This is a genomic window from Mycobacterium liflandii (assembly GCF_022354805.1).
Lineage (GTDB): Bacteria > Actinomycetota > Actinomycetes > Mycobacteriales > Mycobacteriaceae > Mycobacterium > Mycobacterium marinum.
Window position 1 is genome coordinate 1,975,361 of the sequence record NZ_CP023138.1, and the last position, 25,030, is coordinate 2,000,390.

Below are 25,030 nucleotides of genomic sequence, written 5' to 3' on the forward strand. Positions count from 1 at the left end.
ATCCGCGGGATATGACCGGGTATGGTCGCACGCCGCCCGATCCCCAGTGGCCCGGCGGTGCGCTGATCGCGGTGCAATTCGTGCTGAACTACGAAGAGGGGGCCGAAAGCAGCGTCCTCGACGGCGACTCGGGGTCAGAGACCTTCTTGTCCGAGATCGTGCCCGCACAGTCATTTCCGAACCGGCACATGAGCATGGAGTCGCTCTACGAATACGGATCTCGGGCGGGCGTGTGGCGGGTGCTGCGGGTCTGCGAGCAATCCGGCGTGCCGCTGACCATTTTCGCCGTCGCCCAGGCGATGCAGCGAAACCCAGAGGTGGCAAAGGTTTTTCGTGAGCTCGGTCATGAAATTGCTTGCCATGGGCTGCGTTGGAAGTCCTACCAAGAGATCGACCGGGATACCGAGCGGGCCCACCTGTCCGAGGCGGTGCGAATCCACCATGAGCTCACCGGGTCCGCGCCGCGCGGTTGGTACGGCGGTCGCGACTCACCGCACACCCGCGAGCTGGTGGTCGAACACGGTGGTTTCCTCTATGACTCCGATTCGTATGCCGACGACCTGCCGTACTGGGTGCGGGTCGGCGCCAGCGATCACCTGGTCGTGCCGTACACCCTGGATACCAACGACATGCGATTCGCCTCACCGGCGGGGTTCTCCAACGGCGATGAGTTCTTCGCCCATCTGCGCGACGCGTTCGATGTGCTGTATGCCGAGGGGCGTGCGGGCAGCCCGAAGATGCTATCCGTCGGTTTGCATTGCAGGCTGGTCGGCCGCCCGGCCAGAACGGCTGCCCTGCAGCGCTTCCTCGACCATGTGCGGTCCCACGATCGGGTGTGGCTGGCCCGGCGCGTCGAGATCGCCGAGCACTGGCGCGAGGTTCATCCGGCGCCAACCGGGTGATAGGGCGGCGCTATGGCGAGCCGGCCGCGGGTAGCCAACAGGTAGTAGACGACTAGCGCGACACCGCAGCCGATGAACCAGCTGTACTCCGCGGCGGTGTACATGCCGTAGACATCGCTGGCCAACACCGGGACCATGGCAATCGCCGCTGACACGGCCGTGGCGATGACCGCGGCGGGGTTGTATCCCTTGCGGTACCAGTAGGTTCCGTCGTGCGAGAGGCTGAACAGGTCGTCGACGACGACGTGTTGCTTGCGCACCAGGTAGTAGTCCGCGATCAGCACGTCGAACAGTGGGCCGATGAAGGCGCCAAGGGTCTCGAGCGTGTAGTGGATGACATCAGGGTGGTTGTACAGATTCCACGGCGTGATCAGCGCCGACCCCACCGCCGCGATCATCCCGCCGGTTCGCCAGCTGATCCGCTGCGGGTTGACGTTGGAGAAGTCGAACGCAGGGGAGATGAAGTTGGCGACGATATTGATGCCGATGGTCGCGATGGTGAATGTCGAAGCGCTCAGAATGATCGCGAAGGTGGAGTCGATGCGTGCCACCGTCTGCACCGGGTCGGTGATCAGTTCGCCGAACACCGGAACGGTGAGCGAGGCCGTGACCACCACCAGAAGCGAGAACAGCAGGAAGTTGAGCGGCAGCCCCAGGAAATTTCCCTTGCGTACCGCGCCGAACGAGCGTCCGTAGCGGGAGAAGTCGCCGAAATTGAGCATCGGGCCGGAGAAGTAGGACACCACCAGCGCGATGGCCCCCAACATCACCGGTATCGCATCCCATCCGGAGTACCTCACGTCGCCGAGATTCAAATCGATGGCAGCCCAACCGGCCTTGCTGATGAGATATCCGGACAGCGCGAACATCACGACGTATACCGCAGGACCGCAGAAGTCGATGAACTTGCGAATGGCCTCCATGCCGCGCCAGAACACGCATGCCTGCAGAACCCACAGAATCAAGTAGCTGGCCCAGCCCAGTGCCGGCAACCCCAGGAATCCGTAGTCCTCGACGACGGCGTAGCGGGCCAGGCCGGGAAACAGCTTGATCATGACCACATCGAGTGCGGCCGAAGCAAGGTATGTCTGGATTCCGTACCAAGCCACCGCGATCAGCCCGCGGATGATTGCCGGGATGTTCGCGCCGAGAACGCCGAATGCGGTCCGGCAGATGACGGGATACGGCACGCCGGTTGCCTGACTGGGCCGCGCCACCAGGTTGCACAGGAAGTAGACGATGGTGATCGCGATGACCAGTGAGACCAACACCTGCCAGCTGGCCAGTCCCAGCGCGAACAGGCTCCCCGCCGTCACGTAGCCCCCGACGCTGTGCACGTCTGACATCCAGAAAGCGAAGATGTTGTAGGTGCCCCACGTCTGCTCGCGCAGCGGCGCCAGGTCGTCGTTGGTCAGCCTAGGGTGATAATCGGGCTTGATGTTGGCGGGTCCGGCTCCATGGCTCGGCGAATGCACTGGACTGTGCGGTGCGGTGGTGTCGATCATGGCTCTTCCGTCGGACGTCGATGAACCTATGACACTATTTCCAAGGTATTGCCGTCACATTTCGCGCGGGCTATGTGCCTATTGCGCGTGAGGCGGATGGGTCCAGCGTTAGAAGGGTGGCGGTTCCTCGTCATCGGATGCCGATGCGTCGCGCGGCCCGAAATAGCACTCTTCCCAACGCCGTCGCCGGGCTTCGCGGCTAGTCATGTTGTGGTTGCGTTCGGCCGCAATGCGTGCGGCCGAGCTTTGGGCGCGAGTTCGGGCGCGTTTGGGCATCATCGCGTCGCGGCTTCCGCAGTGATCCTGTGGCTTCCGAGCGGGGGGCGGCAGCTCTGGGCTGGGCGCGAATAGTCCCGGGAGAAGCCATGCGCTGCCCGGCGTGGTGACGTAGGTCTGCCCATCGGGCAACGACCAGATGACAGTTGCATCCGGTAGCTGCTCGTCGTGCCAGCCCCAAAATGTCTTGAGCAGATGATGTTTGCGGCAGAGGCATTTCAGGTTCGACGGATGCGTCGCTCCGCCGTCGCTGTACGGGATTGTGTGATCGACATCGCACTGGGTTGCGGGTCGATCGCAGCCGGGAGCCCGGCAGGTCAGGTCGCGGGCGCGAACAAAGTCCATCAGTGCCGGGGACGGTACATATCCGGTTTCGGCCAGTATCGGCGTCGACATTGGTTGGAGCTTGGCTGATTTGGCCAGTTCGCGCACGATCTCGGCGGGGATGATCCCGTCGCTCGGAAGAACTCCCGGCGCCTCGCCCGCCCCGTCCACCGTCTCGCGACCGGCAACAACGTGAATCACCACTCGGCTGGGTTGTTGCGGAGCGCCCGCGGCCGGGCAGTCCGTCCTGCCGCAGTCGCATATCAGCCGGTCCTGACCGGCGGCCAACGTGCCCAGTGCGTCCGCACGCCGCTGTACGACGGTACGCGGATCATCGGCACAGACTGTCTTGGCGAGTTCATCGAGGCGACGCGCTAGCGCCTCGGCCGTCGCCGAGAAGACCTGGCCGTTGACCAAGGCCATCCCGGGCTCGAGCGGGGCGCAGTCCACATACCGGTCGGCGGCATCGCGTCGCGAGCGGCGTACCGCGTCGCGATCGAATTTTGCAACCACGCGATCGACCTCTGTCGCGAGCTTCCAACTGGTCATCGATGGCCAGCGGGGCGCCTTGATGGCCAGTCGAGCGTCCACGGCCGCCAGGGCGTCAGAGTCGGTGATCAGATCGGTGCGAAACACAATCGTGCGGAACAGCCGAAAGTCGATGCCGCCGGCCCGGAACTCCGCACCCAACTGCGGTAGCCGCTCACGCATCGCCCGCGCATAACGCAGGTTGCTGTGCCCCATCGCCACGCTGGTGTTTAGCGCTGCGGCGACCTCAGCCGCTACCGCGTCGCAGGTGTCGGCCACCCAATCCTCGCGGTTGCCGTGCTGGGACAGCCGCAACCGGAACAGATCGCCGATGGCCGCCAGGCGTTCCGCGGCAGCCCGGGCCTCGGCCCGCGCGGCAGCGGTGATCCGAGTCAGGGGCGCGGAATCGTCAATATCGAACACATGTTCGATAATATGCTGGTCCACCGACACCGTGGGGCGCAGCGCCTGATGCAGACCTTGCCGGAAGACATTCGCGCCGACGAGGCCAACGTGGTCACCTTGCCCGATGGGCGCGAACTTGCCTGCCTCGAATGGGGCGACCCCACCGGATACCCGACGTTCTACTTTTCACGGCACACCCAGCTCGCGGCTGGAAGGAGCCTTCGCCGACGGCGCCGCGCGGCGTGCCCGGTTTCGGCTCATCGCCGTCGACCGGCCCGGCTACGGGCGATCGACGTTCCAAGAGGGCCGCACATTGCGGGACTGGCCGGCAGACGTCTGCGCTTTGGCCGACGCGTTGGGGTTGGACAAGTTCGGCGTGGTGGGTCATTCGGGGGCGGGACCGCACCTGTTCGCCTGCGGTGCCCGGATTGCCCTCTCGCGGCTGGCGTTCATCGGCGCACTCGGCCCCTGGGGGCCGCTGGCGACGCCGGAAATCATGGGTAGCCTCAATTTGGCGGACCGGTCCTACGCCCGTCTGGCCCAACATGGGCCGCGGTTGTTTCACGCCCTGTTCGCCCCGCTCGGTTGGTGTGCAAAGTACGCACCCGGACTGTTCACCAAGCTGATAACCGCTTCGGTACCCGCGGTCGACAAGCACCGGATGCGTGACAAACGCTTCGTCCAACACTTCCAGGCGGTGCAGCTCGAGGCGTTTCGGCAAGGCAGCCGGGGTGCCGCATACGAAGCGTTTCTCGAGTATCGGCCGTGGGAGTTCGACCCCAGTGAGGTGGACGTGCCCACCCATATCTGGCTGGGCACCCACGACAGCTTCGTGCCGCGCGAGATGGGGGAGTACCTCGAGCGTGTGATCCCCAACGTCGAGTTGCATTGGGCCGCCGGCAAGGGCCATTTCAACGTCGAGGACTGGGATGCGATTTTCGCTGCCTGCGCCGCCGACATCTGAGCTCGCGACGCTGTTCGCGCCTTAGCCGCGACGCTGTTCGCGCCTTAGCCGCGACGCTTTGGTTATATGTCGTCGCCGGCTGGCGGCGCTATTCGCGCCTTAGCCGCGACTCCACGAACCGCTCCAACTGTTCCCACTCGCGCACCGCTTTCGCATACGGAGCCGCCGGCTTGCTGCCCGAATCGGGGTCCAACACGTAGGCCACCAACTTGCCCAGCGGCTTGGCCGGGTTGAGCGCCTTGTCGACGGTGCCTTCCTCGGAGTAGTCGCCGATGTCGCGGAGCAATTCGACGGCCAGGTCGAGCTGGTCATGATCCACCGCCTCGGGTCCGTCGGCGAAATCGTCGGCCAGCCCGGTCAACACATAGATGTTTTCGTCGGTCACATCCACCGCCAGTGAGCCGTCCGTGGCGGCGGTGCGGATGTCGTCGTAGGTGGCCAAATCCGACAGATCGTGATCATGCTCGTCGGCAAGATAGCGCGCGAGCGCCCGCTCGGAGCTGAAGACGCTGATCCGGCCGTTGCGGCCCAGGAAGATCGGGCGATCGTCCAGGTAGCAACGAAGCGTGTAGAGGTTGCCCGCGCCGGTCATGATCCGGATCGGGTCAATCCCCACCTTCAGCCAGAAATCCTCGTCGCCGCCCAGCACGACGGTGTCGCCGGCGGCGCGGTCTTCTTCGACGGAGTCTTCCTCGTCTTCGTCCTCGGCGGCCTCGTCCTCGTCGTCCTCATCCGCGGAGTCAGCGCTGGCCTCGTCGTCCTCGCCGGCTGCGCCCTCGTCCTCTTCGGGCTCCTCTTCCAATTCCTCGGCGGCCTTGGCGGATAGCTTCTCGTCAACCTCAGGGGTACTGACGACTTCTTCGATCGCCTTGAGCACGTCGTCCCAGCTGCGAGCGATGATCTCGGCGATCGCGTTCCAGCGTTTCTGGCCGGCTTTACCGGAGAAGTAATCGATGCCGCCCGACACGGTGCCCAGCGTGGGATTGCCGTTGAAGAACTTCGAAACCGCCGTCAGCTCGCAGACCGATCCGATCGACGACACGATCGCCAGGGTTGCGGCCATCGCGTTCACCGATTCCTCGGTCGGCTTTTCGGCCACCAGCTCCTCGACGATGACCAGATCGAACTTCTTGTCGTCGGCCGGATCGAAGTTGTGGGCGTGGGCCTTCGTCAGGTCCTGCCACCCCGGGTGATCAACCAGGTCGTTGTCGGTGACGGTGCGTACGAATGCGACCAGGTCCGCGACGCTGTCGAAGACGTAGAGGTCCTCGTCCTTGCCCAGGAACGCCTCCCACTCGTCCCCGGAGTCACGCCAGCGCGGTGCCCACAGCGTGTAGTGGTCACCATCGGACAGGCTCAGGCGAATGGGCACGAGGTCAGCAGCCATGCGGCACAGAATAGCGACGGCCCGCCGGCGGGCCCGGCCCGGTAGTGGTTAGCCGCCCCAGATATCAGCGATGACCGGGGCGTTCGCCGCGAAACCCGTCTTGGGCAAGCCGTACATCTGCTCCAGCGTGGAAAGCACGTTGTAGTGGCTGATGGTCTGGTTGTAAGTGCCCGGCCGTACGTGTGCGCCGTAGAACACCGTGGGAATCTGGTTGCGGCTGCCGCCGTCGTCCTCATCCCACGTCACGATCAGCAGGCTGTTGTTGGATCGGGCCCAGTTGGCGTACGGCGACAGTTGACGGTTCAACCACTCGTCAGCTGCCGCGATGGTGCCGTCGTGCATGTTGTTATCCCCGTTGGGGATGACGAAGGACACCGTGGGCAGCCTGGCGTAGTCCGCCGGCGTCGGAAACGCGGAGAAGGGCATCGACAGCGTGGCCGGAACATTGCTGAAGTTCACCCAAGGCGCATGCTTGCGCCCGTACTTTCCGGCGCTGCAGACCGTCGAACCGACTTCGGGCAGGCTCTCGGCGAAACCTACGAACGTGTGGCCCGCGGCGAGCAACTCCGAAGCCAGGTTGGGCGTGCTGCCCGCATTGACCGGACACGTGTTCTTCTTCAAGCCGAAGGTGGTACCGGCGAACAAGGCCAGGTAGTTGGGTTCGCTGGGGTGCGTTTCGGCGAACGACTGCGACATCATCGCGCCATTGGCGGCCAGCGCATTGATGAACGGGGCCGCCTTGTTGCCAATGATGTTGGCCTGCGAATGGTTCTCCTCCACCACGACCACCACATGTGAGAACGCCGGCAACGCAGTGGCGGTCAGGTCGATACGCGGGGGAGCGTCGCTACCGTGGGCCGGTAGGGATACCGCCACCGCGCCGAGCACCGCCAGAGCTCGAAATGTACTGGTAAAATGCTGTTTCAGGCCACACACGCCCGGAGTATATGGGCGGCTCGGCCTCGGCGCCGCGAGAAGGGGGAGCGTGTCAGCGGCTTGAATCCGATTGTTATATAGAGTCACCCATGTGGAAGTCCACGTCATTGATCACCCGCTGGCGGCGGCCCGCCTGACCGCGCTGCGTGACGAACGCACCGGAAACGCTGCTTTCCGCCAGGCCTTGCGTGAGCTGACACTGGTACTGGTCTATGAGGCGACCCGCGCAGCGCCCACCGAATCCGTCGCTATCCGTACACCGCTTGCGGCCACGACAGGCCTAAGACTGGCCAACCCCCCGCTTCTGGTTCCGGTGCTGCGCGCCGGACTGGGCATGGTCGACGAAGCGCATGCGGCGCTGCCGGAGGCGCGGGTCGGCTTTGTCGGTATCGCCCGCAATGAGCAGACCCACCAGCCCGTCCCATATCTTGAATCGCTGCCCGACGACTTGTCCGGGCTACCCGTAATGGTGTTGGACCCGATGCTGGCCACCGGCGGATCGATGACTTTTACCGTCGACTTGTTGTTGTCCCGCGGTGCGACGGACATCACGGTGCTGTGCGTGGTGGCGGCGCCGCAAGGCGTCTCGGCGCTCGAGAAGGCGGCACCGAACGCGCGGCTGTTCACGGTAGCCATCGATGACGGGCTCAACGAGGAGGCGTATATCGTGCCCGGGCTCGGCGATGCGGGCGACCGCCAATTCGGTCCGCGCTGAACTACCAACCGCTGACCGTGGAAGCCAGCTCACGACGCAGCTCCTGGGCCCGTTGACGGGTGGCCGCCAAGTCGCCGGCTACTTCGCACCGAACTTCGATGTAGCACTTCAGTTTCGGTTCGGTGCCCGACGGCCGCACGACCACTCGCACCGAGGTGCGGTCGTCCCCGCCGGCGAAGATCAGCGCGTCGGTGATGTCGGTCACGGTTGCGGTGAAACCGGCGAGCCGATCCGGCGGGGATTCACGCAGCCGACGCATCAGTGCCGCGGCCTGGTCGGCATCGGCAACCCGGCGCGCTACCGCGCCAACCTCGTGGACTCCGTACCGGTGGGCGAGGTCGTCGAGGACATCGGGAACCGATCGGCCCTGCCGCTCGAGGCTGGCCACCAGATCGCACGTCAAGACGGCGGCGCTGATGCCGTCTTTGTCCCGCACGGCGGTGGGGTCCACACAGTGCCCGATCGCCTCCTCGTAGGCGTACACCAGGGTGCCGGGCCGGTCGGCATCGGCGCGGGCCAGCCATTTGAAGCCGGTGAGGGTCTGCACGTGGACCACGCCGTAGTCCGCGGCGATAGCGGCCAGCATCCGCGACGAGACCAGCGTGCTGGCCACGATCCAGTCGCCAGGCGGTTGCTTCGAGAGGATGTAATTGCCCAGCAGCCAACCGGTTTCATCGCCCGATAGCATTCGCCAGCCGGAGGACGTCGGTATCGCGACCGCGCATCGGTCGGCGTCGGGGTCCAGCGCGATTGCCACGTCCGCCCGCACGCCGGCGGCCAGCTCCAACAGCGCATCGGTCGCGCCCGGCTCCTCCGGGTTCGGGAATGCGACGGTGGGAAAGTCCGGATCGGGCTCGAACTGTGTCGCGACGGTATGCACGTCGGTGAAGCCGGCCCGACGCAGCGTCGCCACGGCAACCGTGCCGCCCACCCCGTGCATCGGGGTCAGGGCGACTCGCACCGAACCGGCGCAACGGCGGATCCCGGCCGCACGCGCGATGTAGTGCTCAACCAGATCGGTGCGAGCGGGTGTGACGGGTTTGCGGGCGATCTGGTCGGCCGGCGGAGCGGCGGCCATCGCGGCCTCGATCTTGCGGTCGGTGGGGGAGATGATCTGGATTCCGCCATCGAGGTAGACCTTGTAGCCATTATCGGTGGCCGGGTTGTGTGACGCCGTGATCTGGATGCCGGCCACCGCGCCGCTGTGACGTACGGCGAACGCGACTATCGGTGTGGGTAGCGGCTCGGGCAGCAGCACCACCTGGAATCCTTCGGCGGCAAGTACTTCGGCTGTCGCAGTGGCGAAAGACGCCGAGCCGTGACGAGCATCACGTCCGACGATCACTGTCGCGGGCCCCGCCGGGGTCTGCTCGGCGAGCACCCGTGCCACCGCCGAGGTGGCGCGCAACACCACCGCGAGGTTCATCGCGTCCGGCCCGCCGCGCACCGGTCCGCGCAGCCCGGCAGTGCCGAAGGCCAGCGGCCGGGCGAACCGTGCGGCAAGTTCTTGGGCGTCACAGGCCGCCAGCTCGGCGGCGGTCACCGGGTCAGGATCGTGCGCGATCCACTCCTCAGGCGTCACTGTTGCGCAACCCGGCGATGACGGTGGCTAGCAGTGAGCCGATCCGCGCCGCCGACGCGGCGCCCGCCGCAAGCACCTCGGCGTGGCTCAGCGGCTCACCGGTGATCCCGGCGGCCAGGTTGGTCACCAGCGAAACACCGAGCACCTCGGCCCCCGCCGCGCGGGCGGCAATGGTCTCGTGCACCGTCGACATGCCGACCAGGTCGGCGCCCAACACCCGCAGCATGCGGATCTCGGCGGGTGTCTCGTAATGCGGCCCCGGCAGGCCGGCGTACACGCCTTCGGCCAACTCGGGGTCGGCTTGCCGGGCGACCGCGCGCAGCCGCGCCGAGTAGGCGTCGGTCAGATCCACGAACTGCGCCCCGACCAGTGGCGATCGCGCGGTCAGGTTCAGGTGGTCGCTGATCAACACCGGCTGGCCGACCTGCATGTCCGGTCGCAACCCGCCGGCCGCGTTGGTCAGCACCACGGTCCGCGCGCCCGCCGCGCACGCCGTTCGCACCGGGTGCACCACATGGCGCAGGTCATGCCCCTCGTAGGCGTGAATGCGGCCCGCCAGTACCAGCACCCGGTGATCGCCGACGGGCACCGACAGCAGCTCGCCCGCGTGCCCGGCCGCGCTCGGCGGGGTAAACCCGGGAACTTCGGTCTGCGCCAGCACGGCGGTCGGGGATCCCAGCGCGGCGATGGCCGCCGACCATCCGGATCCGAGAACTACCGCGACGTCATGCTCAGCGATCCCGGTGCGCTCGCCGATGACCTGGGCCGCGCGGCGTGCGAGTTCGTCGGGATCGGGCTGGGGGCCAGTCACACTGGGGAGCCTAGCGAGTGTGGCCGGGCGTTGAGATGGCTGTTGTGCGGGGCCGGGCGCGCGTCGATGAGATACTGCCAGAATGCCCGCACTCGTCTTGGACACCGTCGAAGAGTTGGTGCGACGGCGTGCCGGTGATCTGGTCGAGCTCTCCCACGCGATCCACGCCGAGCCGGAGTTGGCCTTCGCCGAGCACCGCAGCTGTGCCAAGACACAGGCGCTGGTGGCCGAACGTGGCTTCGAGATCACCCGGGCCGCCGCGGGGCTGGACACCGCATTTCGGGCCGATTTCGGCGATGGACCGCTGGTGGTGGGAATTTGCGCCGAATATGACGCGCTGCCCGAAATCGGGCACGCCTGCGGGCACAACATCATTGCGGCATCGGCGGTGGGGACCGCGCTGGCCCTGGTCGAAGTCGCCGACGATCTCGGTCTGACGGTCGCATTGCTGGGCACGCCGGCCGAGGAGTCCGGCGGTGGCAAGGCACTGATGTTGGACGCCGGGGTATTCGACGACATCACGCTGGCCCTGATGGTGCATCCGGGGCCCACGGACATCGCCGGCGCTCGATCCCTGGCGTTGTCCGAGGTCACCGTGCGTTACCGGGGTAAGGAATCACACGCCGCCGTGGCGCCGCACCTGGGGGTCAATGCTGCCGACGCCCTAACCATTGCGCAGGTGGCAATCGGATTGCTGCGGCAGCAACTGGCGCCGGGGCAGATGACCCATGGAATCGTTATCGACGGAGGTCAGGCGGTCAACGTAATTCCCGGGCACGCGATGATGCAGTACGCGATGCGCGCGGTCGAGTCGGAATCGCTGCGCGACTTGGAGGGCAGGATGTTTGCTTGCTTTGCGGCGGGGGCGCTGGCCGCCGGATGTGAATACGACATCGATGCGGCCGCACCCGCATATGCGGAATTGAAACCCGACCACTGGCTGGTCGAGGTGTGTCGAGAAGAGATGCTTCGGCTTGGGCGCACCCCGGTGCCGGCCAGCGTCGAGGAGGGGCTGCCGCTGGGCAGCACCGACATGGGCAACGTGACACAGGTGCTGCCGGGCATCCATCCGGTGATCGGTGTCGACGCCGGCGGGGCCACGGTGCACCAGCGCGCCTTCGCGGCCGCCGCGGCCGGTCACAGCGCTGACCAAGCGGTCGTCGACGGCGCAATCATGCTGGCGCGCACCGCGGTCGCGCTGGCCGAGAATCCGGACCAGCGGGACCGAGTGCTGGCCGCCCAGCAGCGCAGGGCGGCGTCATGAGCCTTGTCGACACCGCTGAATCCTGGCTGGCCGCGCACTATGACGACCTGGTCGGCTGGCGCCGGCACATCCATCGCTATCCGGAGCTGGGCCGCCAGGAGTTCGCCACCACCCAGTTTGTCGCCGAACGGCTGGCCGACGCCGGGCTCAACCCCAAGATATTGCCCGGCGGGACGGGACTGACCTGCGATTTCGGTCCCGAGCATCAGCCCAGGATCGCGCTGCGTGCCGACATGGACGCGCTGCCGATGGCCGAGCGCACCGGTGCGCCGTACGCCTCGACGATGCCCAACATCGCCCACGCCTGCGGGCACGACGGCCACACCGCGATTCTGCTGGGTACCGCGCTGGCGTTGGCGACGGTGCCGGAGCTGCCGGTCGGGGTGCGTCTGATATTCCAGGCCGCCGAGGAGCTGATGCCCGGCGGCGCCATCGACGCGATCGCGGCCGGAGCACTGACCGGGGTGTCACGGATCTTTGCCCTGCACTGCGATCCCCGGCTCGAGGTGGGCAGGGTTGCGGTGCGGCAGGGGCCTATCACCTCGGCGGCCGACCATATCGAGATCACGCTGTATTCACCCGGTGGGCACACGTCGCGGCCACACCTGACCGCCGACCTGGTCTACGGGCTGGGCACGCTGATCACCGGGCTGCCCGGCGTGCTGTCGCGGCGCGTCGACCCCCGTAACAGCACCGTCCTGGTCTGGGGGGCGGTCAACGCGGGCGTGGCGGCCAACGCCATTCCGCAAACCGGCGTGTTGGCCGGCACCGTTCGCACCGCCAGCCGGCAGACCTGGATCGATCTGGAAGAGATCATCCGTGAGTCCATCACTGCGCTGCTGTCGCCCTTGGCGATCGAGCACACGCTGCAATACCGGCGCGGCGTTCCACCTGTGGTCAACGAGGAAGTCTCGACCCACATCCTCACTCACGCCATCGAAGCCGTCAGCCCGGATGCGCTGACCGATACCCGCCAGTCAGGCGGCGGCGAGGACTTCTCCTGGTACCTCGAAGAGGTCCCGGGTGCCATGGGGCGTCTGGGAGTTTGGTCCGGCGACGGACCGCAGCTGGACCTACATCAGCCGACGTTTGACCTCGATGAGCGGGCACTGGGGATCGGCGTGCGCGTGATGGTCAACATCATCGAGCAGGCTGCGGCGTTCTAACCGCTCGCGAGGGTGCGTGTCTGGACAACGACACGCCGGTATTGCCGGCATTATGCGCACGCTCGTCGTGGTGAATTGTGGGCCCGTCAGTTGCGCCTCGACGATGGCCCCATGTACGCAGAGCTCGCCCGGTTGCTCGACGCCCAAGGCGGGGTGGCGACGTCCGCCCAGGTACTGACGTTCCTGACCCGGCGCGGGCTGGAAGCCGACCTGAAAAGCGGGGTACTGAGCAGAGTTTGGCATGGCATTTATGGCCGCGGTGAGTTGACCAGTGGGCTGCGGCTGCGCGGAGTGGACCTGGCAGTCGGCACACCGGTCGCCGCATGCCTGGGGGCCGCCGCCGCGGCCTACGGCTTTGACACCGAGCAAACCGGGGATCTGCATGTGCTCAATCCCGAGGGGCGGCAATTGCGATCCACCGACGGCCTGACCGTGCACCGGCGCGCCGGTGCACCGTTGACTCGCCTCGCGGGGCGAGAACTCACGACGCCGGCGTGGACGGCGATAGAGGTCGCCCGGGGGCTGCGTCGGCCGCGAGCGTTGGCGACACTGGACGCCGCCCTGCGCAGCGGGACATGCGACCGTGACGACCTCGACCGAGCGGTCTGTCTGCAATCCGGCCGGCGCGGCGTCGTGGCCGTGCGCGAGTTGCTCGCCTTGGCGAGTCCGCTGGCGGAGTCGCCGATGGAGAGCGAGACCCGGCTGGTGATGATCGAAGGCGGACTACCCGCGCCAGTGCTGCAATACGAGCTGGTCGGCTCCGACGGCCGGGGCTGGCGACTGGATTTCGCGTGGCCGGGTCTGCGGGTCGCGGCAGAGTACGACGGCGTCGACTGGCATAGCGGGCCGCAAGCGTTCCTGCGGGATCGACGGCGCAGTGCGGCGCTGCAGGAGTTGGGGTGGGTGATAGTGCCCATCGTGGCCGGCGATGTCAGGCATCGGCCGGCCGAACTTGTTCAGCGGCTGGCCGGGGCGCTGGCCCGGGCTCAGGCCGCCTGATGGGCTCGCGAGGGTGCCCAAATTGCCGGCCGCAACGGCGTGTCGGCGTGCAGACACGCACCCTCGCGGCAGAGGGTGACGCAACCCCCGGCTAGGTTCCGGTCCCCGGGCCGATGTTGCGGGCCGGCCGGGTACGCAAATCGTGCACATAATCGCTTGGTGCGCCCGCGATCTCGGCGGCATCGGCCATCACGCCCAGGTAGCGCGCTGACGGCAGACCGCCCTCCCAGGCGTCGAGCACATACAGCCAGGCCAGGACGGGATCGGTGGTGGTGTCCGAGGACAATCGCTCCACCCGGCAGCGGATCTTCTGGTGGATGCCGAACTCCGAGCCCTCCCAGTGGTCGAGGTTCTTCTCGTCGGCCGGTGTCATGTCGTAGAGCACCACGAACACCTTGGAGTCGGGATCCTCGACGACGGTGGCCAGGGCTCCTTCCCAGCCGATGTCCTCGCCGCCGAAGGTCAGCCGCCACCCGGGCAACCAGCCGGTTCCGGCCATCGGGGAGTGGGGTGCACGCATGAGCATCTGATCGGGATGCATGTTCGATCCGTACGCGGCGTAGAGCGGCACGCAGAAATCTTAAACGTCACGTAAACGGATGCGGCTCATCCCTGGGTGTGATGCTTGGCTCTTCATGCTCAGGCGCGCCCGGTCGGGCTCTCACGGCGGCACGCGAGGCAGTTCTGAGCCCCTCAAGCTAGGTTATTGCGTGTGGTGATCCGCATCGTGATCCTCGGTGGAGGCCCAGCCGGTTACGAAGCCGCGCTGGTGGCCGCCACCTCACACCCCGAATCAGCCCAAGTCACAGTGATCGACTCCGACGGTATCGGTGGTGCCGCCGTTCTGGACGACTGTGTGCCGTCCAAGACGTTCATCGCGTCCACCGGCCTGCGCACCGAGCTGCGAAGAGCGCCTCACCTGGGCTTCCTCATCGACTTCGACGAGGCGAAAATCTCGTTGTCCAAGATCCACGCCCGGGTCAAGGAGCTGGCCGCGGCGCAGTCGGCGGACATCACCGCCCAGCTGCTCAGCGTGGGCGTGCACGTGATCGCCGGCAAGGGCGAGCTGCTCGACCCCGCACCCGGCCTGCGCCACCGCGTCAAGGCGACGGCCGCCGACGGCACCACCAGCGAGCACGACGCCGACGTCGTGTTGATCGCCACCGGAGCGAGCCCGCGGATCCTGCCGTCGGCGCGACCGGACGGCGAGCGCATCCTGACCTGGCGGCAGCTCTACGACCTGGACGCGTTGCCGCAGCACCTGATCGTGGTGGGCTCGGGGGTGACGGGCGCGGAGTTCGTCGACGCCTACACCGAGCTGGGTGTGCGGGTCACGGTGGTGGCCAGCCAGGATCACGTGTTGCCCTACGAGGACGCCGACGCCGCACTGGTCTTGGAGGAGTCGTTCGCCGAACGTGGCGTCCGACTGTTCAAGAACGCCCGCGCCCAGTCCGTCACCCGCACCGAAAACGGGGTTCTGGTGACCATGACCGACGGCCGCACCGTCGAGGGCAGCCACGCGCTGATGACGATCGGGTCGATCCCCAACACCAGCGGCCTCGGCCTGGAGCGCGTTGGTATCGAGCTCGGCCCGGGCAACTATCTGAACGTGGACCGGGTGTCGCGCACGTCGGTGCCCGGCATTTACGCCGCGGGTGACTGCACCGGCCTGCTGCCGCTGGCCTCGGTCGCCGCGATGCAGGGCCGCATCGCGATGTACCACGCGCTGGGCGAGGGCGTGAGCCCGATCCGTTTGCGCACGGTTGCGGCGACGGTGTTCACCAGGCCCGAGATCGCCGCCGTCGGCGTGCCGCAGTCGGCGATCGACAACGGTTCGGTGCTTGCCCGCACCATCATGTTGCCGTTGCGGACCAACGCCCGGGCCAAGATGTCGGAGGTGCGGCACGGTTTCGTCAAGGTCTTCTGCCGGCGGTCCACCGGTGTGGTCATCGGCGGCGTGGTGGTGGCGCCGATCGCATCCGAGCTGATCCTGCCGATCGCGGTGGCGGTGCAGAACCGGATCACGGTCAACGAGCTGGCCCAGACACTGGCCGTTTACCCGTCGTTATCGGGTTCGATCACCGAGGCCGCTCGCCGCCTGATGGCCCACGATGATCTGGACTGAAGCCCAACTACTGCCACGCCCCACCAATTAGCCTTGTGGTGCACCTAACGCCTAACGCCTACTGACAAGCTACCGACAGGAGTTCATTGTCGTGAGCAATCCGACCGACGCATCGCAGCGTGACCAGACCGGGCCCGCCGGTTCGCTGGGGCCCGAGCAGCGCGCGTTGGCCTGGGAGCGGCTCGGTGCCGAGCAGTTCGATGTGGTGGTTATCGGCGGCGGGGTAGTGGGCTCCGGGTGTGCGCTGGACGCCGCCACCCGCGGGCTGAAGGTGGCCCTGATCGAAGCCCGCGATCTGGCCTCTGGCACGTCGAGCCGTTCGTCGAAGATGTTCCACGGTGGACTGCGTTACCTCGAACAACTGGAATTCGGCCTGGTGCGCGAAGCCCTTTTCGAGCGGGAGCTGTCGCTGACCACGTTGGCGCCGCATCTGGTCAAGCCCCTGCCGTTTCTGTTCCCGCTCACCAAGCGTGGCTGGGAACGTCCCTACATTGCCGCCGGGATCTTCCTCTACGACCGCCTCGGCGGCGCGAAATCGGTTCCCGCGCAGAAGCATTTGACCCGTGCCGGCGCGTTGCGGCTGAGCCCGGGCCTCAAACGCAGCTCCCTGATCGGCGGTATCCGCTACTACGACACCGTCGTCGACGATGCCAGGCACACCATGACGGTCGCTCGTACCGCGTCGCACTACGGGGCGGTCGTCCGTTGTTCCACCCAGGTGGTAGCGCTGCTGCGCGAGGGCGACCGGGTGGTCGGGGTGCGGGTGCGCGATTCCGAGGACGGCTCGATCACCGAGGTCCGCGGGCACGTGGTGGTCAATGCCACCGGGGTCTGGACCGACGAGATTCAGGCGCTGTCCAAGCAACGCGGGCGATTCCAGGTTCGAGCGTCCAAGGGTGTGCACGTGGTGGTGCCCCGGGACCGCATCGTCAGCGACGTCGCGATGATCCTGCGCACCGAGAAGTCGGTCATGTTCATCATTCCGTGGGGAAGCCACTGGATCATCGGGACTACCGACACCGACTGGAACCTGGACCTGGCCCACCCCGCGGCCACCAAGGCCGACATCGACTACATCCTGGGAACGGTCAATGCGGTGCTGGCCACGCCCCTGACGCATGCCGACATCGACGGCGTGTACGCCGGTCTGCGGCCGCTGCTGGCCGGGGAGAGCGACGACACGTCCAAGCTGTCGCGCGAGCACGCTGTGGCGGTACCGGCGGCAGGGCTGGTGGCCATCGCCGGCGGCAAGTACACCACCTACCGGGTGATGGCGGCCGACGCGATCGACGCCGCCGTGCAGTTCGTTCCGGCCCGGGTGGCGCCGTCGATCACCGAGAAGGTCAGCCTGCTGGGCGCCGACGGCTACTTTGCGCTGGTCAACCAGGTGGAACACGTCGGCGAGATGGTCGGCCTGCACCCCTACCGAGTGCGTCACCTATTGGACCGCTACGGATCGCTGATCAACGAGGTGCTGGAACTGGCGGCCGACGATCCGGACCTGCTGACGCCCATCAAGGAGGCTCCTGGCTACCTCAAGGTGGAGGCCCTCTACGCCGTCACCGCCGAGGGCGCGCTGCATCTGGAAGACATCCTGGCCCGCCGCATGCGAGTCTCCATCGAGTACCCGCACCGAGGTGTCGATTGCGCCCGTGAGGTGGCCGACGTGGTCGCACCGGTGCTCGGGTGGACCGTCGAGGACATCGAGCGAGAAGTCGCGAACTACAAGGCGCGGGTGGAAGCGGAGGTCTTGTCGCAGGCCCAGCCCGACGACGTATCGGCGGACATGTTGCGGGCCAGCGCACCCGAGGCGCGTGCCGAGATCCTCGAGCCGGTGCCGCTGAATTGAAACTAGCTGGACCTCAACACCGCTCGGCGCCGCGAGCCATGAGCATCGGGTCGTCCTCATCGCTGGCGGCCGGGGTCAGCTTGCTGGCGACCGCCACCAACGCCGAGCGCACCGCCTCGCGAGATCGCGCTGTCAGAACGGCCGCGGCTCGCACACCGTCGGGCCGCATGTTGATGTGATCGGGCAACGACACCATTGGCCTCCTTCGTGGGAAGAGGACACCTGCGGCCCGGGATTTAAGGCCAGCGGCCCCGGTTCGCCGTCGAACCGTCACCCGGCCGCTGGTAGATCACGTTATTCATCGGTGACGTCAAATCCGACATTTGCGCGTCAAATCCACGTGAACAAATTTCTCCTGGGGATCAGCAAGGGGCAAACATGGTGATGACGACGAACCCGGGTTCGGCATGAAGCCGCGATCGGTGGCGGCGGTGCTCGGCGGCGGTATGGCCGGGGTAGCGGGCTGGGATCTCTGGCAGCGCCGGCACGCCATCCTGCGCAACTTCCCGATCATCGGCCATCTGCGCTTTCTGCTCGAAGCCGTTGGACCGGAGTTGCGCCAATACATCGTCACCGACAACAACGAAGAGCGGCCCTTCAGCCGTGACCAGCGGCGCTGGGTGTACACGTCATCGAAATTGACCAACCGATACTTCGGATTCGGCACCGACAACGACCTGGAGCGGGCCCACAACTACCCCATCATCAAGCACGCGGCATTTCCGGTATCGGCCCCGGACGGCGAGCCCGCTCATCCGGATCCCGCCGTCGCGCTGCCGGCGGCAAAGGTGCTTGGTGGCGCCCGCGGGCGTGCCAAAGCCTTCCGGCCCTCGTCTTTGGTCAACATTTCCGGGATGAGCTATGGCGCGCTCGGTGGCGCGGCCATCAGCGCGCTGAATCAGGGCGCGGGGATCGCGGGCGCCCTGCACACCACCGGTGAGGGCGCGGTGTCGCCCTATCACCTCAACGGTGGCGACCTGGTATGGCAGATCGGCACCGGATACTTCGGCTGCCGCAACGACGACGGGACGTTCAGCCTGTCGCGGCTGATCGATCGGGTGGCCGCCACGCCCTCGATACGCGCGATCGAAATCAAGCTGAGCCAAGGCGCCAAGCCGGGGCTGGGCGGCATGCTGCCCGGCGCCAAAGTCACCGCGGATATCGCTGCCATCAGGGGGATTCCGGTCGGAGTGGACTGCAAGAGCCCCGCCGGACACTCCGCGTTCGCTGACATCGACGGGATGCTCGAGCTGGTGGAGACCATCGCCGATGCGACGGGTCTTCCCGTCGGCATCAAGTCCGCCGTCGGCGAAGGGTTGTTTTGGCCCCAGCTTGCCGCGCGGATGGCACGCACCGGTCGCGGTGTCGATTTCGTGACCGTCGACGGCGGAGAGGGCGGCACCGGCGCGGCCCCGCTGGTCTTCAGCGACCATGTCGCCCTGCCCTTCAAATGGGCCTTCCCCAGGGTGTTTCGCGCCTTCGCCGAAGAGGACCTGCACCACGACGTGGTGTTCATCGGCTCCGCCAAGCTCGGTATCCCCGAGAACGCGCTGCTGGCCCTGGCGATGGGCGCCGACATGATCAACGTCGGACGGACCGCCATGTTCGCCATCGGTTGCATCCAGGCTCAGCGCTGCCACACCGGCCGATGCCCGTCCGGCGTGGCCACCCAGTCGGCGTGGTTGCAGCACGGTCTGGACCCGGCCCTCAAAGCGGTGCGCTGTGCCAACTATCTGGCCACGCTGCGCTTCGAGTTGCTGTCTTTGGCCCGGGCCTGCGGCTACGTGCACCCCGCCCTCGTCCCGTTGCAGGCGATCGAGCTTCTCGACGTGGATCTGCAGACGGTGCAGGTCGACGACTTGTTCGGCTACCAGCCCGGTTGGGGCATACCCAGCCCCGCTGACGTGGCGGCGATCACGGCTCTCATGACCAAGGCGAGCCCGCCCCGATAGGGACGGTTCAGCGGCTGTTCGCCGGCTCGGGTGAGCGTTCCAGCAGCGGCGAGCGCGTCGCACCACGGGATTCGATCATGCGATTGCGCACGATGTGCTCGACCAGGATCGGAACGAACGTTTGCACCGGCGCATCGACGAACTGTGCTGCGGCCTCTTCACACCACCGCTTGATCTGGGCGGTCCGCTGATCGTCGTCGAGCCCCTCGTGGCGGGCCAGCTTGTCGGCGATGTCGGCGACGTTGCGCTCCACCAGGGAGCGGCCCGCGGGCGGGCTGCCGGCGCCGGTATCGACCCGCACCTCATCGAGGGTCCACTGCGCACTCTGGTCGCTGGCATCCGGTGAGATCACCCGCAGCGTCAGATGGTGACCGTCTTGGCCGATCAGGATGAGACTGGCCGGGTCGTCGCTGCTGAAGCCCAGCAATTCGACAGTGTGACCGGCGATCTCGGCCACCGTCGGGGTCTGTTCCCACCCATTGCGGTGGTAGCTGACCATCACGATCGGTCCCAGGCGTTCGGTAATCGAGGCAACCAGGCCCGGCAGCTCGTCCACCAACTGCCTCGACCGCGGCCACCACGCGCCATCGACATGTTCCAAAGCAGGCCGAAATGATCTCAGCTGCAAGCGAGTTTCGCGCTCCATCCCAACCACCCGTCGGTTGACTGTGCGGGTTGTCAGCCAACCCGTCGGACCCCGAATCAAAAACTACGGGCGTAGGGAACGCCCCGCGACTCGAAAGCTCGACGTCGGGGTAGCGGCTGAACGAACATTTGGTTACGTGGGCGCCCCGGCTTCGCGTTCCTGCACCGTTGCCTGCCCATCGGCGGTGACGCTGATTAGGCGCTGAGCTTGCCGCGACACCCGCATGAGCAGTTCGGGTGCGATGACCGACGCCGAACCCGCCACCGCGGCGGCCAGCAGCGCCTGACCCCAGGCCAACGGGCCCACCGGGGTGCAACCGAACAGGTGACTGAGGCCCGGGGTGGTCACCACCACCGCGAGCACCCCGAAGGACCCGACCGTGGTCAGCACCACCAGCGGGCCGTGCGAGTCGGCCACGGTCTGCGTGAGTTGCGTGCCGACCAAACCGATCAGCGCGACCGTCGCCGCCCGGCGCAGGGTGCCGGTCGCGCTGGCCATCAGCCACGCCAGCATGGCGCCGGTCGTGGTGGAGGCGCCGCGTATCCCGATCGCTCGCCACATGGCCGCCTCGTCGCGTTCCACCTCGACGTTGCTGGTTTGGGGACTGACGGCCAACGCCGCCGCCGGCAGCGCATCGGTAAGCATGTTGACCAGCAGCATCTGCCGCGCATTGAACACCGAGCGGCCGGTCAGCAGCGTGGTGATCAGCGCGAACGACACCTCGCCGAGGTTGCCGCCCAACAGCACCGAGACCGCCGAATGCACGCGACGCCACAGCTGTTGGCCTTCGTCGAGAGCCTCCAGCAGCGCGTCGATCCGTCCGTCCAACAGCACCACATCGGCCGCCGTCCGGGCCGCATCGCTGCCGCGGGCGGCCATCCCGATACCCACGCTGGCCGCTCGGATCGCGGCGGCGTCGTTGACCCCGTCGCCGACCATCGCGGTAACCAGCCCGGCGCGCTCGAGAGCCTGCACCACCTCCACCTTGTGTTCGGGCGACATCCGGGCAAAGACCAGCCGTGATGCGACCACCGTGGCCCGCTGGTCGGCCGACAGCGCTTCCCATTCGGCGCCGGTGATCACCTCGGAGTCGGTGACGTCCAGTCCGAGCTCCTGGGCGGTTGCGGTGGCGGTGGCGGGGTGGTCGCCGGTGATCAGGCGGACCCCGATATCGCGGTCGGCGAGCCCATTGAGCACGGACTGGGCCGTCGGCCGGGGAGTGTCGGCCAGGCCCAGCAGACCGACCGGCGTGAGTTCGGACTGGCACAGGGATTCCAGCAGATCGGGATCGGCGGCGGCCGCGGTGGCTTGCTCGGGGCGCAGCTGACGCTCGGCCACCGCCAGCACCCGCAGGCCACCGGTGGCCATCTCGTCGATCTGCTTGGTGAAGGGGTCCGCGGCGGCCTCGGGGGCCCGCCGCAGCGCCGCCGAGAGCACCTCCGGTGAGCCCTTGATGGTCAGTCGGGTCCCGGCCAGGGCGGCGGCAAACGGGCGGCCCGACTGGAACGGCAGGAACGCGTCACGGGAGAGTCGCGGTTGCGGCTGGGAACCGTCGCCGCGAACCGCGGGGTCGTCGGCGGCCTGGAATATCGCGTCGTCGGTGGCATGCTCAACCCGGTGGGTGTGTCTGGAGTAGGTGGTGCTCAGCGCGGCATCCAACACCTGCCCCGGGGTGAAACCCGGCGCCGGGCGCACCGTTTTGACCTTCAGCCGGTTCTCGCTCAGCGTTCCGGTTTTGTCGAAGCACACCACGTTCAACCGGGCGAGCGCTTCGATCGAGTGGGCACTGCGGATCAGCACGGATTCGCCGGTGAGCCGGCGCGCCGCAGCGAGCTGGGCCAGCGTCACCACCAGCGTCAAGCCTTCCGGCACTGCCGCGACGACCAGGGTGACCGCACTGGCCGCCGCCTCTCGCAGCGGAGTGCCGCGCGACATGCTGAGCAGCCCGACCAGGCCCCCGCTGGCGACGCTGAACGGCAACGCGCGCCGGGTGATTCGGCTCAACTGTCGCTGCAGGCCGATTTCCCGGGACTTGCGCGGGGCCATCGCCAGCGCCCGGCGCATCTCCGAACGCGAACCGACTGCGGTGACCACGGCCACCGCCGTGCCCGCCACCATCGTGGTGCCGGCATAGAGCATGCAGGCCCGCTCGGCCAGCGGGGCGCCCGGGGTGGGCTCGGTCTGCTTGGAGACCGGCAGCGACTCGCCGGTCAACGTCGACTCATCGACCTCGACACTGGATGCGTGCAACAGCCGGGCGTCGGCGGGCACCACCTCGTCGGCGTGGACTTCGATGATGTCGCCCGGACGCAGCCGCTTGGCCGGAACCTTCTCGCGGCGCTGGTCGTCGAGCGGGCCAAGTCGTCGCCGCGCGGGTGGATCCTGCACTGCCAGTAAGCGATTCAGGATGCGCTCGGCGTGCAGTTGCTGCTCGGCCGACAGCGCGGCATTGAGCAACAGCACACTGCTGACCAGGAAGGCATCCAGCGGAGAACCCAGCAATGCGCTGGCGGCGGCGCCGGTGGCCAGCATCGGGGTGATCGGAACGGACAGATCGTCGCGCATCTCGGCGGCGAAATCACGAACCAGGCGCAACGATGCTGCGGTGCCGCGGTGCACCATCCGAATCGGCGGCAACTTCTCCCATCGGTTCTCCGCGTCACGACGGTCTTCTTCGGCCGGACGCGGCAGCAGCCGCCGCACCTCCGCGATGGGCAGGCTGTGCCAGTCGTGGCCGGCTTCGGGCTCCGGCACCGTATCGTGAAAAACCTTGGTGCCCGAGCGGAATCCCAGATACAGGCTGACCGCCATGCCGACATTGACCGACGCCGAACCGCGCCCCGGCACACTGGGAATCAGCATCAGCGCGCCGATCGCCGAAGCCGACGCCGACAGGCGGATGGCGCTGTCGGTGGCGGTGCGCGCCGCCGGCAGCGCGTGCAGCACCCGCCAGGCGCCGGTCAGGTCCGAAACCAGGACATCGGCGCCCCACGGCGGCGGATGGCGCGCCCGGAGCACCCCGATGGTGACGTCGGACCGGTGCTCGGCCTGCAGCGCCGAGGTGGTCAACAGCGCCACCGTGGCCCCACCGGCTTTCAGCTCGGCAAGCGCGGCCGCCATCGCATCGTCGATCGACTCGGCCGAGGGATAAAGATGGTCGAATCCTTGCGCCAGAGAACGTAATCCGTCATCCTTCAGGGAAAAGACCCGAGGGCGCGCGCGGCGTGCTTCGGTGATCACCGCGGCCGCGTATGGGTCGCGAACGGGGCTGATCAGGGCCCGGCCGGTCCGCCCGGCTCCCGGGATGTCAGCCAGGTGGTGCCATCCGGGGGCCAGCCGTTGGTCGTCGAGGGCGGCCGCGACCGCCTCCCAGGCCTTGCCGCGCGCCGAATTCTGTACTCCCAAGACGCGGCTGACCGTCAACTCGTCGGTGTAGAGGGCGCGAGGATCGATCATGATCGCGTCGACCCGGTCGAGTGCCCGCAGGGCGCGGGGGCGCAGCACCAGCGCGTCGTGCTGGGAGGTCAGGCCGTTGCTCAATGCGCAGCCGAACGCTTCGCGCACGGTGCGCAACGGCTTTGGGACCGCGGCCAGGGCGGCGGCGCCGGCCGCGTCCGGGTTACGTGACAACAGCCCAACCACGGCGGCGGCGCCGAGACCGGTCAAACCGATCCGGTTGGCGTAGCGTTCCGCGGGTCCATCGGGCGGACTCGAGATGCGCTTTGGTGTTGCCGCGGTAGCGTCCGGGGTGGCGTAGCTGCCCAGGCGCGGCTCGTGCCGAAACCAGGTGGACCGGCCGTTCCACGCCTCGGCGGCGAGCATCGCCCGGGTGGCGGCTTCGGCGGCGGCGGCCGTCGGCGACAGCGTCAATGCGGCCATGGTGGCATTGACGACGCCGAACAGGACGTCGGTGCCCTCCGGCCCGAGCCGCTTTTCCAGTTCACGCCGTAGCCGGGGAAGGTGGTCTATCAGCGTCGGGGGTACCGCGACCAAGTCGGGCAATCGGGGCAGCCGCAGCAGGCTGCCGGTCAGCGAAAGGCCAAGGCCCATGGTGGCGGCCCCGGCCGCGATCATGCGGCCCATCAGCACCACGTCGTCGCCCGGCAGGCCGGTCGGCTGCTGCCCGGTTGTCCGGGTCCGATGGCGCCCCTCGGCAGCGGCGACGATCCGGCACAGTTGCGCCGTCGAGGGCCCCTCGGCCTCGGCATCCAACGTGACCACCAGCCGTGCCAGGGTGCGATTGAGGAATGCGGTGTGCACGCCCGGTGTCTGGCGCACGGCCGCCAGTACGTCGCCGGCGATGGCCGCGGCGTCGTCGCCGCTCAAGCCGCGCACCTCGATCCAGCGCCGCCGACCATTGGTGCTGCAGCGCCGTGCCGGTGGGCCGCCCATCGCCTCGACCGCCACGCCCGCCGCCGCCCGGGCCAAGGCCGGCACATCGGGGGTGGCGCGGGCCAAGGACTTTCCGATGCTGGCCGCAACGTTGCCGCCCAGCAGAGCCGTGCTGCCGGCGGTGGCCGCCAGCAGGGCTCCCGCCCGCAGCGGCGCCGTCACCAGGCCGAAACCGGGCAGATACCGCGTGATCGAGTTGTTCACGTTACCTAGCACCGATTCCCGATTGGTCTGTCAAGAACTTCCGGGCGGTCTGGCAGCCTCCCCGGTCGCACCACACTCGAATGCGTTAGCGCCGCTGC

Annotated in this window: 18 protein-coding genes and 1 pseudogene; 9 read left to right on the forward strand and 10 right to left on the reverse strand. The window is 67.5% G+C overall.

Going from position 1 to position 25,030, the window contains the following annotated elements:
• Positions 1-11 precede the first annotated feature (11 nt).
• On the forward strand, positions 12-902 hold the full coding sequence (gene puuE / locus CKW46_RS09000; protein ID WP_085979794.1) for an allantoinase PuuE: 891 nt from the start codon (positions 12-14) through the stop codon (positions 900-902).
• Here puuE and CKW46_RS09005 read toward each other — a convergent pair.
• Positions 881-2,407 (reverse strand): NCS1 family nucleobase:cation symporter-1, encoded by a 1,527-nt coding sequence (locus CKW46_RS09005; RefSeq protein WP_117438003.1) that lies wholly within the window; start codon positions 2,405-2,407, stop codon positions 881-883. The two genes, puuE and CKW46_RS09005, sit on opposite strands and share 22 nt — an antisense overlap.
• Before the next feature lie 108 nt (positions 2,408-2,515).
• On the reverse strand, positions 2,516-3,988 hold the full coding sequence (locus CKW46_RS09010; RefSeq protein WP_015354796.1) for an HNH endonuclease signature motif containing protein: 1,473 nt from the start codon (positions 3,986-3,988) through the stop codon (positions 2,516-2,518).
• 18 nt (positions 3,989-4,006) lie between these two features.
• On the opposite strand from CKW46_RS09010, the pseudogene CKW46_RS09015 reads away from it, so the two are divergent.
• Positions 4,007-4,904 (forward strand): annotated as a pseudogene (locus CKW46_RS09015) (alpha/beta fold hydrolase).
• An 88-nt stretch (positions 4,905-4,992) separates the two neighbouring features.
• Here CKW46_RS09015 and satS read toward each other — a convergent pair.
• Positions 4,993-6,291, reverse strand: coding sequence for a protein export chaperone SatS (gene satS, locus CKW46_RS09020; protein WP_117438000.1), 1,299 nt, complete (start codon positions 6,289-6,291; stop codon positions 4,993-4,995).
• Between the two features lie 48 nt (positions 6,292-6,339).
• On the reverse strand, positions 6,340-7,227 hold the full coding sequence (locus CKW46_RS09025; RefSeq protein ID WP_085981831.1) for an alkaline phosphatase family protein: 888 nt from the start codon (positions 7,225-7,227) through the stop codon (positions 6,340-6,342).
• A 91-nt stretch (positions 7,228-7,318) separates the two neighbouring features.
• Between CKW46_RS09025 and upp the strand changes: the two genes are divergently transcribed.
• Complete coding sequence (gene upp, locus CKW46_RS09030; protein WP_015354800.1) at positions 7,319-7,942, forward strand: uracil phosphoribosyltransferase; 624 nt, start codon at positions 7,319-7,321, stop codon at positions 7,940-7,942.
• Position 7,943: 1 nt separating this feature from the next.
• Here upp and CKW46_RS09035 read toward each other — a convergent pair whose 3' ends face one another.
• Together CKW46_RS09035 and CKW46_RS09040 are read right to left on the reverse strand one after the other, a co-directional pair.
• Positions 7,944-9,524 carry a phospho-sugar mutase gene (locus CKW46_RS09035; RefSeq protein ID WP_482053068.1) on the reverse strand — a complete coding sequence of 527 codons (1,581 nt, stop codon included), beginning with the start codon at positions 9,522-9,524 and terminating at the stop codon, positions 7,944-7,946.
• Positions 9,514-10,335 carry a purine-nucleoside phosphorylase gene (locus tag CKW46_RS09040; protein ID WP_015354802.1) on the reverse strand — a complete coding sequence of 274 codons (822 nt, stop codon included), beginning with the start codon at positions 10,333-10,335 and terminating at the stop codon, positions 9,514-9,516. Before CKW46_RS09040 ends, CKW46_RS09035 begins: the two co-directional genes overlap by 11 nt.
• Before the next feature lie 82 nt (positions 10,336-10,417).
• Here CKW46_RS09040 and CKW46_RS09045 point away from each other — a divergent pair, with 82 nt between their 5' ends.
• From CKW46_RS09045 to CKW46_RS09055, 3 genes are all read left to right on the forward strand, one after another.
• Complete coding sequence (locus CKW46_RS09045) at positions 10,418-11,599, forward strand: M20 family metallopeptidase (protein WP_015354803.1); 1,182 nt, start codon at positions 10,418-10,420, stop codon at positions 11,597-11,599.
• Entirely contained in the window at positions 11,596-12,765 is a 1,170-nt protein-coding gene (locus tag CKW46_RS09050) for an amidohydrolase (RefSeq protein ID WP_117437995.1), read from the forward strand. Before CKW46_RS09045 ends, CKW46_RS09050 begins: the two co-directional genes overlap by 4 nt.
• Before the next feature lie 111 nt (positions 12,766-12,876).
• Complete coding sequence (locus CKW46_RS09055) at positions 12,877-13,764, forward strand: endonuclease domain-containing protein (RefSeq protein ID WP_499019059.1); 888 nt, start codon at positions 12,877-12,879, stop codon at positions 13,762-13,764.
• A 91-nt stretch (positions 13,765-13,855) separates the two neighbouring features.
• Here CKW46_RS09055 and CKW46_RS09060 read toward each other — a convergent pair whose 3' ends face one another.
• Positions 13,856-14,335, reverse strand: a complete 480-nt coding sequence (locus tag CKW46_RS09060) for a gamma-glutamylcyclotransferase family protein (RefSeq protein ID WP_011740604.1) — start codon at positions 14,333-14,335, stop codon at positions 13,856-13,858.
• A gap of 141 nt (positions 14,336-14,476) precedes the next feature.
• Here CKW46_RS09060 and CKW46_RS09065 point away from each other — a divergent pair, with 141 nt between their 5' ends.
• Together CKW46_RS09065 and CKW46_RS09070 are read left to right on the forward strand one after the other, a co-directional pair.
• A complete protein-coding gene (locus tag CKW46_RS09065; protein ID WP_482053383.1) occupies positions 14,477-15,889 on the forward strand; it encodes an NAD(P)H-quinone dehydrogenase in 1,413 nt (470 codons plus the stop codon).
• A 91-nt stretch (positions 15,890-15,980) separates the two neighbouring features.
• Complete coding sequence (locus tag CKW46_RS09070) at positions 15,981-17,738, forward strand: glycerol-3-phosphate dehydrogenase/oxidase (protein WP_012393103.1); 1,758 nt, start codon at positions 15,981-15,983, stop codon at positions 17,736-17,738.
• A gap of 13 nt (positions 17,739-17,751) precedes the next feature.
• Here the strand turns inward: CKW46_RS09070 and CKW46_RS09075 are convergent, their stop codons facing one another.
• The gene (locus tag CKW46_RS09075) at positions 17,752-17,934 is read right to left on the reverse strand and encodes a hypothetical protein (RefSeq protein ID WP_482053070.1); all 183 of its coding nucleotides are present in this window, start codon (positions 17,932-17,934) and stop codon (positions 17,752-17,754) included.
• A 211-nt stretch (positions 17,935-18,145) separates the two neighbouring features.
• Between CKW46_RS09075 and CKW46_RS09080 the strand changes: the two genes are divergently transcribed.
• Positions 18,146-19,690, forward strand: coding sequence for an FMN-binding glutamate synthase family protein (locus CKW46_RS09080; RefSeq protein WP_015354808.1), 1,545 nt, complete (start codon positions 18,146-18,148; stop codon positions 19,688-19,690).
• A gap of 7 nt (positions 19,691-19,697) precedes the next feature.
• Here CKW46_RS09080 and CKW46_RS09085 read toward each other — a convergent pair whose 3' ends face one another.
• On the reverse strand, positions 19,698-20,336 hold the full coding sequence (locus tag CKW46_RS09085; protein WP_482053384.1) for a DUF5994 family protein: 639 nt from the start codon (positions 20,334-20,336) through the stop codon (positions 19,698-19,700).
• A gap of 132 nt (positions 20,337-20,468) precedes the next feature.
• On the reverse strand, positions 20,469-24,932 hold the full coding sequence (locus CKW46_RS09090; RefSeq protein ID WP_499019063.1) for a cation-translocating P-type ATPase: 4,464 nt from the start codon (positions 24,930-24,932) through the stop codon (positions 20,469-20,471).
• Between the last annotated feature and the right edge of the window lie 98 nt (positions 24,933-25,030).